A 452-nucleotide genomic window follows, 5' to 3' on the forward strand; every position below is an offset into this window, starting at 1 on the left:
CACCGCCTCGGCGACGGCGAGCGCCCGGTCCATGTCCTCGATCTGTTCGTACGCGTGCACGAGGTTGAGGCGGCTGAGAAGGGCGTCGGGGTGATCGGGTCCGTCCACCCGCTCGCGCTCCACCAGCGCGGTCTCGTAGAGGGAGACCCCACGCGGGTCGTTCGCGGACACCACGGCCAGGGCGAGGTTCTCGCGGCTGCCGAGCGTGTCGGGGTCGTCGCGGCCGAGTACGCGCTCGAAGTCGGCGAGCGTGGCCTCGTACAGGGTGACGGCCCGGCCGAAGTCCCCCGCGACCCTGTACGCGTTGGCGAGGTTCTCCCGCGCGACGAGCGTCTCCCGGTGCTCCGGCCCCCGTACCCGCTCGAAGTCGGCGGCCAATGCCTCGAATCGCGGGACGGCCTGCTCCATGTCCCCCTTCTCGCTGTACGCCGCCGCCACGCTCGACCGGGAGC

1 protein-coding gene is annotated in these 452 nt (G+C 72.3%); it reads right to left on the reverse strand.

The features are described from left to right. Positions 1-452: tetratricopeptide repeat protein (locus J0695_RS39405; RefSeq protein WP_206969654.1), on the reverse strand; the 452-nt coding region annotated here is incomplete at both ends.

The sequence above is a fragment of the Streptomyces beijiangensis genome (assembly GCF_017315755.1).
Taxonomy (GTDB): domain Bacteria; phylum Actinomycetota; class Actinomycetes; order Streptomycetales; family Streptomycetaceae; genus Streptomyces; species Streptomyces beijiangensis.